The sequence below is a fragment of the Klebsiella sp. CN_Kp104 genome (genome assembly GCF_040064515.1).
Classification (GTDB): domain Bacteria; phylum Pseudomonadota; class Gammaproteobacteria; order Enterobacterales; family Enterobacteriaceae; genus Klebsiella; species Klebsiella aerogenes.
Genome location: NZ_JBEAII010000014.1, coordinates 1 through 7,880 on the forward strand (window position 1 = coordinate 1; position 7,880 = coordinate 7,880).

6 protein-coding genes are annotated in these 7,880 nt (G+C 57.9%); 3 read left to right on the forward strand and 3 right to left on the reverse strand.

What is annotated here, in order from left to right; genetic code table 11:
* Window positions 1-107: 107 nt before the first annotated feature.
* Together ABLU80_RS13390 and ABLU80_RS13395 are read right to left on the reverse strand one after the other, a co-directional pair.
* Window positions 108-1,715, reverse strand: a complete 1,608-nt coding sequence (locus ABLU80_RS13390) for an FGGY-family carbohydrate kinase (RefSeq protein WP_047080546.1) — start codon at window positions 1,713-1,715, stop codon at window positions 108-110.
* Window positions 1,716-1,747: 32 nt separating this feature from the next.
* Window positions 1,748-2,497 (reverse strand): SDR family oxidoreductase, encoded by a 750-nt coding sequence (locus tag ABLU80_RS13395; RefSeq protein WP_015365771.1) that lies wholly within the window; start codon window positions 2,495-2,497, stop codon window positions 1,748-1,750.
* Window positions 2,498-2,785: 288 nt separating this feature from the next.
* Between ABLU80_RS13395 and ABLU80_RS13400 the strand changes: the two genes are divergently transcribed.
* Complete coding sequence (locus ABLU80_RS13400) at window positions 2,786-3,799, forward strand: substrate-binding domain-containing protein (RefSeq protein ID WP_020078320.1); 1,014 nt, start codon at window positions 2,786-2,788, stop codon at window positions 3,797-3,799.
* A 13-nt stretch (window positions 3,800-3,812) separates the two neighbouring features.
* Here the strand turns inward: ABLU80_RS13400 and ABLU80_RS13405 are convergent, their stop codons facing one another.
* Window positions 3,813-4,754, reverse strand: a complete 942-nt coding sequence (locus tag ABLU80_RS13405) for a sugar-binding transcriptional regulator (protein ID WP_015365774.1) — start codon at window positions 4,752-4,754, stop codon at window positions 3,813-3,815.
* A 196-nt stretch (window positions 4,755-4,950) separates the two neighbouring features.
* On the opposite strand from ABLU80_RS13405, the gene dalD reads away from it, so the two are divergent.
* Window positions 4,951-6,336, forward strand: a complete 1,386-nt coding sequence (gene dalD, locus ABLU80_RS13410; protein ID WP_045367816.1) for a D-arabinitol 4-dehydrogenase — start codon at window positions 4,951-4,953, stop codon at window positions 6,334-6,336.
* Entirely contained in the window at window positions 6,327-7,790 is a 1,464-nt protein-coding gene (gene xylB / locus ABLU80_RS13415; RefSeq protein ID WP_063446121.1) for a xylulokinase, read from the forward strand. Before dalD ends, xylB begins: the two co-directional genes overlap by 10 nt.
* The last annotated feature ends 90 nt before the right edge of the window (window positions 7,791-7,880 follow it).

Consider the following 7,880-nt stretch of genomic DNA (forward strand, 5'->3'; position numbering starts at 1 on the left):
ACCACTGTTGGTTATTAACGGACATGTTAACCTCGATTTCAGGATGCAGAGGAGCGGCTCCGCTGCACAACAGCGGAGCATTATTGTTATTAAATTAAAGAGGTATGTTATTCGCGGATTAGCCGACCGGCCTGTTGTAGCGCTTTGTAGGCCTCATACCTGCGTTGATGTAGCGAGCTAAACGCCGTTTCGCTACGATAGGTTTTATCCACTCTGGTGAACCGCTTCATGGCGTCCGGTAGCGAGGCGGCGACGTTGCCCGCGACGGCGCCGAGGATGGCGGAACCCAGCAATACGGGTTCGCTACTGGCTGTGCTGACCACGGTCACGCCGCAGGCGTCGGCCAACAGCTGGCGTACCAGCGGGTGCTGACCCGCGCCGCCGCTGATAACGATATTTTCGTTCTCAATACCACAGGCGCGTTGGGCATCGAGGATCTGCCGCAGGCCGTAGCCAATTCCGCATAATCCGGCGACGTACAGCGCGGTCAGATTATCAAGATCCCGCTCCATCCCCAGCCCGGCAATCAGCGCTTTCGCGTGGGGGTCGGCAAGCGGCGCGCGATTGCCGAGAAACTCCGGCACGACATGCAGTCCATCAGCCAGCTGCACCGCCTCCGACGGCGAGGCAACCTGCGCCAGCACGCGATCCGCCAGCCAGACCGGCAGCGGAACGGCGGCGGCTTTGGCCTGTTCACGCGCTTCTGCCGCTGCCGGATGGAAGCTCAGTAACTGGTCGATAGCCGCGCCGGCGGCGCTTTGTCCGCCTTCGTTCAGCCAGTAACCCGGTACCATCGCCGAATAGTAAGGCCCCCAGACGCCAGGAACGAACACCGCTTTCTCGGTGGTAGTCATGGTGCAGGAGGAGGTGCCGAAGACGTAGGCCATATTATTCACCGCGCCGTTGAGTACGCCGACGGTGCCGATGCCGCCTGCATGGGCGTCGATCATCCCGACCGCCACCGGCGTACCGACAGGCAGGCCCATCTCTTCAGCCGCCGCCGCGGTTAACCCATCACCACAGGGCGTACCCGGATCGACAATGCGCTGGCCGATACGAGCGAAGTCTTCCTCCGCCAGCTCTGCGAGGCCAATCTGGCGAAAGTAGTCGGCATCCCAGCGTTTTTCATGGGCAAGATAGGTCCATTTACAGGTGACGGTACAGACGGAGCGGGCCAGATCGCCGGTCGCGCGCCAGGTGAGATAGTCGGCCAGGTCGAAGAAATGGCGCGCGGCGGCAAAAATCTGCGGACGGTTTTCTTTCAGCCATAGCAGCTTCGGCGTTTCCATCTCCGGGGAGATAGTCCCGCCGACGTACTGCAGCACCGGATGGCGGGTGGCATTGATGCGTTCCGCCTGTTCGGTGGCGCGGTGATCCATCCAGACGATGATATTGCGTTCCGCCTCTTCGCTGGGGCCGACGGCCAGCGGCGCGTCATTCTCACCGATTACCACCAACGAGCAGGTGGCGTCGAAGCCGATACCGGCAACCGAGTGCGGAGAGACGGCGGCCTTTTCGACCGCGCGTTTAATGCAGTCGCAAACCGCCTGCCAGATTTCGCGGCTGGATTGTTCTACCACGCTGCCGGCGCTGCGGAAGAGGGTGATCTCCCGGGTGGCGTGGGCCAGTAGTTCGCCGCTGAGGTTAAATACCCCAGCGCGCACGCTGCCGGAGCCAACATCGACGCCGATAATGGTTTGAGTCTCGCCATTCATAAAATCGTCCTTTTAGTCACCGATACCAGGGGTTATAAATCAACGCTGTTAGGCAAAATAACCAGGTCACGTACGGTGACGTTTTTCGAACGGGTGACCATAAACAGTACCGATTCGGCAACTTCGATAGGCTGCATCAGGCTACCGTTGGCCAGCGCTTCTTCCATTTTCTCTTTCGGCCAGTCATCGAGCAGGGCGGTGACCACCGGGCCAGGCAGTACCGCGCCGACACGGACGCCGTGTTGGGAAACCTGGCGGCGGGTGGTATGAACAAACGCCTGTACGGCGAATTTTGAGGCGGTATAGATAGGTTCCCAGATAACCGGTACCACGCCGGCGATGGAGCTGGTGAAAATAATATCGCCGGATTTTTGCGCGATCATATGCGGCAGCACGCTACGCACGCAGCGGAAGGCGGCATTAGTATTGAGGTGCAGCACGCGATCCCAGACGTCCGGGTCACCCTCGGCGACCGGGCCGCCGATATAAGCGCCGGCGTTGGCGTGGAAGATATCGAGACGTCCGGCAAGCTGCAGGATGCCGTCAATGATCTTATCCACCTGCTCGCCCTGCATCAGATCGACCTGTAAGGCAAAAGCGTTTTCGCCAAGCTCTGCCACAATCTTGTTGAGCTTTTCGCCTTCACGGTCGATCAGAACCACCTTCGCGCCCGCGCCAAGCAGGGTTTTCGCGCATTCAAGACCAATGCCGGAAGCAGCGCCGGTGACCGCGGCGACTTTGCCGCTAAGAGAAGTATTCATAGAGGATACGGAGTGGTTCATTTTATAATCCTTCATGTTGTCTGTTTTGCTCTTCAAGCTGGTCTCGACGAGCTTGAGGAGCGGTTACCTGCTACAACAATCTGGCCTGTCAGAGCAGGAGTAACTAAGTTAAGCTATTGAATATCAGCACCATTTATTTCAATTTGCTGATGTCTGAATGATTATTGAGTGTATACGCTAGCGAGCGTCATGGTTGCTCAATCGATGAAGCTAATGTTGCGCCAGCTTCATCGATTGAGCAAGTGGGGAAATTAACAGCGAAATGAATTTGTGACGCAAGTTGGGAAAATGAAAAAAATCACTATCTACGATCTGGCGGAATTATCCGGCGTTTCGGCAAGCGCGGTGAGCGCGATCCTCAATGGCAACTGGAAAAAACGCCGTATCAGCGCCAAACTTGCGGAAAAAGTGACGCGGATTGCGCAAGAGCAGGGCTACGCGATTAATCGCCAGGCCAGCATGTTGCGCAGTAAAAAATCGCATGTCATCGGGATGATTGTCCCCAAATACGACAACCGCTATTTTGGTTCCGTGGCGGAAGGCTTTGAAGAGATGGCGCGTGAGCGCGGCCTGCTGCCGATTATTACCTGTACTCGCCGTCGTCCAGAGCTGGAAATCGAAGCGGTGAAAGCGATGCTCTCCTGGCAGGTAGACTGGGTGGTGGCGACCGGGGCGACTAATCCGGATAAAATTACCGAGCTATGTCAGCAGGCGGGGGTGCCGACGGTCAACCTTGACCTACCGGGCTCCACCGCACCGTCGGTGATCTCCGACAACTACGCGGGCGCCCGCGCGTTGACCGATAAAATTCTTGATAACAGTCTCAATCGCCACGGCAAACTGGCGCCGCTGTTTTTTGTCGGCGGGCGCAGCAGCGACCACAACACCCTGGAGCGTTTGCGCGGATTTCGCGATGCTCATGAGGCGCGCGGCATGAGCGTGCCGGAAGAGAATATTCTTTCTCCGGGCTATTCAAAAGGCAAAGTGGAAGCCTGCATGCAGGCGCGTTTCAAAAGCGCCGATGAACATCTGCAGGGGTTCTTCGTTAACTCGACCATCTCGCTGGAAGGGGTGGTGAGATGGCTTGCGCAGTTGGGGCTGACCGGCGTCGAGCAGCCGCCGATGGGCTGTTTTGACTGGGACCCATTTGTTTATCTATTGGGTCACGATATTGACATGGTGCAGCAGAACGTCCCGGCGATGCTGGAAGCGGTATTCAATATCATCGACGCAGGTGAAGCCAGCCAGCAGCGGGTAGAGATCCCGCCGCTGCTGATTAGCAGCCGCGAGCATCTGGCGTGAAAAGCCGCTGGCGCTAGCGCGTCAGCAGCCAGCGGGCGGTATGTTCATCGGTCACCAGGCCGTTAATCCAGCCGCCTTTTAACGCCGCGAGGATCGCCGGGCGCTTGTTCTCGCCACAGGCGACGGCTATTCGCGGGCACTGGTTTTGGCGGATATCGTAGCTGGTGATCAGCCGATTAATTTCGCTGTCGACGACGCCGCCGTCGGCATCGATAAAGCGGCCGAGGATCTCGCCGATGCCGCCGCGCGCCGTCAGTTCATCCAGTTGGACTTTATTAATAAACCCGTCTTTGAAGATCGGGCTTTGGGTACCCAACGGGCCGATACCGACGAAAATAACGTCCGCCTGCTGCGCTGCGGCAGAAACATTGCTGAACAGGCGGCTGCCGCACCACATCTCGTGTTCCTGACGGGTTTGCGCGTAGCGCGGCGCGGGCCACTGATAGTAGTTGGCCTGAATTTTCCGCGCCAGCAGCAACGGCACATCATCGTAGTAGTTGCATTTCCCCTCATCGTTCATTGCGCTAATCAGCGCCACGCAACGGCTGTTTGGGCTATCGAAATCAATGCGCTGGATGGTTTTTTTCAGCGTTAATCCAGATCCAATGCCGATTATTTTGGCGTTATCGCTCTGCAGGTAGCGGGCCATCAGCTGATAACAGCCGAAAGAAACGCTATCCAGCGTGCTCTCTTCGTTGTAGGTCGGCACGATATTGCACTCGATGAGTTGATACTTTTCCTGCAACAACTGCGCATAATCGAGGCAGTTCGCCACAGGATGATGCAAGCCAATCGACACAATACCTTCTTCCTTCGCCGCGGCGATCAGGCGCTGGACCACCGGCCTTGAGGTGCCAAGGTGGCTGGCGATTTCGCTCTGATTCTGACCGGCAATGTAGTACATCCATGCGGCGCGGACCTTCTGATCCAGCCTGATGTCGTCTTCTTTACTCACGGTGTCCTGCCTTAAATATGCGGGCGCAGTAGCGCAGATACCCGCATTTTGGCTGCGGTTTTCCAAACAGGCAAGCTTTTGCTCTGTTTTGGTCATTTGTAATTTAAATGGGTAATTGCTCTTTTGTGATCCGTAGCTCTTATTTGATTCAAATGATCATCTACAGTGAGCCGCATCACCTCAAGGAGAGCAGAACATGAATACGCAATTCACATGGCTTCACATCGGTCTCGGTTCTTTTCATCGCGCCCATCAGGCGTGGTACCTGCATCGACTGCGGGTTTCCGGCGATTCGCGCTGGCATATCGCGGCGGGAAATATTCGTAACGACGCCGAGCACGTGGTGCAGGCGCTGGCGGAGCAGAGAGGACGCTACGTCCTCGAGACGGTGAGCCCGGAAGGGGAGCGCGAATATGAAGAGATCGCCTCAATTCAAAAATTACTGCCGTGGCAGGCGGGACTGCAGCCGCTGATTGATGAAGGCGCGAACCCGCAGACTAAAGTCATTGCTTTCACGGTGACGGAAGGGGGTTATTACCTCAATACGCAGCATCGCCTGGAAACCAGCAACGCCGATCTGCAGGCCGATTTGCAGGGGGATTGCAAAACCATTTATGGCACCATCACCCGGATTCTTGAAAAACGCATCGCCGACGACGCGGGTCCGCTGACGCTGCTCAACTGCGACAACGTGCGCCACAACGGCGAACGTTTCCATGATGGGCTGGTGGAGTTTCTGCAACTGACCGGTAAACAGCAGGTTATTGACTGGCTGGCGGCGAACGCGACCTGCCCAAACACCATGGTCGATCGTATTACGCCGCGCCCGGCCGCCGATCTGGCGCCACGTATCAAAGCGCAAACCGGCATCGATGATAAAGCGCCGGTGATGGGCGAAACCTTTATTCAATGGGTAGTGGAAGATAATTTCCGCGCTGAGCGCCCGGCGCTTGAGACGGTGGGCGTGGAGATGGTGGCGTCGGTTATCCCCTATGAAGAGGCGAAGATTCGCATTCTTAACGCGTCACATAGCTGTATCGCCTGGGCGGGAACCCTGTTGGGCCAGCAATATATTCACGAGAGTACGCTTACCGATGCCATCTACGCCATTGCTGACCGTTACGTCAGCGAAGATGTGATCCCGTGTCTGGGTGATAACGGCATCGACCTTGCAACCTATCGCGACGTGGTACTCAAGCGTTTTACCAATCCCTATATCCAGGACACCAACCAGCGGGTGGCAGCCGATGGATTCTCAAAAATCCCGGCGATGATTGCCCCAACCCTGCAGGAGTGCTACCAGCGCGGCGTGCGCCCGCAGGCTACCGCTATGTTGCCGGCGCTGTTCTTTGTCTTTATGCAGCAGTGGCATAAAGGGGCTTTACCGTATCAGTACCAGGACGGAATTCTCGATGAGGCCGCGGTGCATGCCATGTTTAATTCGCCTGATCCGATTGCCCGGTACGCTGCTGATAAAGCCTTGTTTGGCGAGCTGGCGGAATCGGCGGATTTTCAGGCGCTGCTGCGTGAGCAAATCGCCGCCGTCTACGCGTTGACCCAGCAGGAGGCGCTATGTATTTAGGTATCGATCTCGGCACTTCGGAAGTTAAAGCGCTGGTGCTGGATGAAAATAATGCGGTCGTCGCCAGCCATAGCGCGCCGCTGACCATCCAACGGCCGCATCCGCAATGGTCAGAACAATCGCCGCAGGCGTGGTGGGAAGCGACGGAATACCTGATTGCCACTCTGCGCGAGAAGTGCGCGAGCCATTGGTCGGCAATTAAAGCCATCGGCCTTTCCGGACAGATGCACGGCGCCGTACTGCTGGATGCCAGCGGAGAAGTGATTCGCCCGGCGATTTTATGGAATGATACCCGTTGCGCGCAGGAGTGCGCCGAGCTTGAAGAGATGGCGCCGGAGCTGCATCAGGTGGCCGGTAATCTGGCAATGCCGGGGTTTACCGCGCCGAAACTGCTGTGGGTGCGGCGTCACGAACCGCAGCATTTTGCCCGTACCGCCTGCGTGCTGTTGCCGAAGGATTTTCTGCGCTACAAGATGACCGGCAAAAAAGTCTCCGATATGTCGGATGCCGCCGGGACGCTGTGGCTGGATGTTGCGCGGCGGGACTGGTCCGACGCGCTGCTGCAGAAGTGCGGCCTGACGCGGCAACAAATGCCGGAACTGGTGGAAGGATGCGACGTTTCCGCCACGCTGGCGGCAGACATTGCCGAACGCTGGGGGCTTAATCCTTCGGTGCTGGTGGCGGGGGGCGGCGGCGATAATGCGGTCAGCGCGATTGGCGTTGGCGCGGTGTCGCCGGGAGACGCTTTTATCTCGCTGGGTACCTCCGGCGTACTGTTTGTCGTCACCGATCGCTATCGTCCGGCGCCGCAGTCGGCGGTGCATGCTTTCTGTCATGTGCTGCCGAACCTGTGGCACCAGATGAGCGTGATGCTCAGCGCCGCCAGCTGTCTGCAGTGGTTCTGTCGTCTGACCGGCACCACCGAAGTGGCGCTGCTGGAGGAGGTCGCCCAGTTAAGCGAAGACGAAAAAGCCAATGCGCCATACTTCCTACCTTATCTTTCCGGCGAGCGTACCCCGCATAACGATCCTCTGGCGCGCGGTATGTTCTGGGGAATGACCCATGCCAGCCTGCGCGCTCAACTGGGATATGCGGTGCTGGAGGGAGTGAGCTTCGGTATTGCTGACGGCCTGCGCGTGTTGCAGGAGAGCGGAACCCGTATCGACCAGTGCTCACTGGTTGGCGGCGGCGCCCGCAGTCCGTTCTGGGCGCAACTGCTGGCGGATATCCTGGCGATGCCGGTGGTGACGCATAAAGGCGGGGAAACCGGCGGCGCGCTCGGAGCGGCGCGGCTGGCCTGCCTGGCGGCGGGCAAGCCGCTGGCCAGCGTTTGTCATAAGCCGGAAATCTGGCAAACCTGGCAGGCGGATCCGCAGCGTCATCAGGCGCTAATGCTGCGTTACGCCCATTTCCAGTCTCTGTACCTCAACGACCGACATTTTCGACAGCAATAAGACATATGACGCTCCGGCGAAACTGCCGGAGTGATTCTCCTGCACCCTACAACAACGAGGTCACCATGTCCGTTAATCACCAACAGTGGC

Excerpts from the sequence above, each read along its gene's own strand:
- dalD (WP_045367816.1), top strand. The coding sequence starts at position 4,951 with ATGAATACGCAATTCACATGGCTTCACATCGGTCTCGGTTCTTTTCAT.
- xylB (WP_063446121.1), top strand. The coding sequence starts at position 6,327 with ATGTATTTAGGTATCGATCTCGGCACTTCGGAAGTTAAAGCGCTGGTG.
- ABLU80_RS13395 (WP_015365771.1), bottom strand. The coding sequence starts at position 2,497 with ATGAACCACTCCGTATCCTCTATGAATACTTCTCTTAGCGGCAAAGTC.
- ABLU80_RS13390 (WP_047080546.1), bottom strand. The coding sequence starts at position 1,715 with ATGAATGGCGAGACTCAAACCATTATCGGCGTCGATGTTGGCTCCGGC.
- ABLU80_RS13400 (WP_020078320.1), top strand. The coding sequence starts at position 2,786 with ATGAAAAAAATCACTATCTACGATCTGGCGGAATTATCCGGCGTTTCG.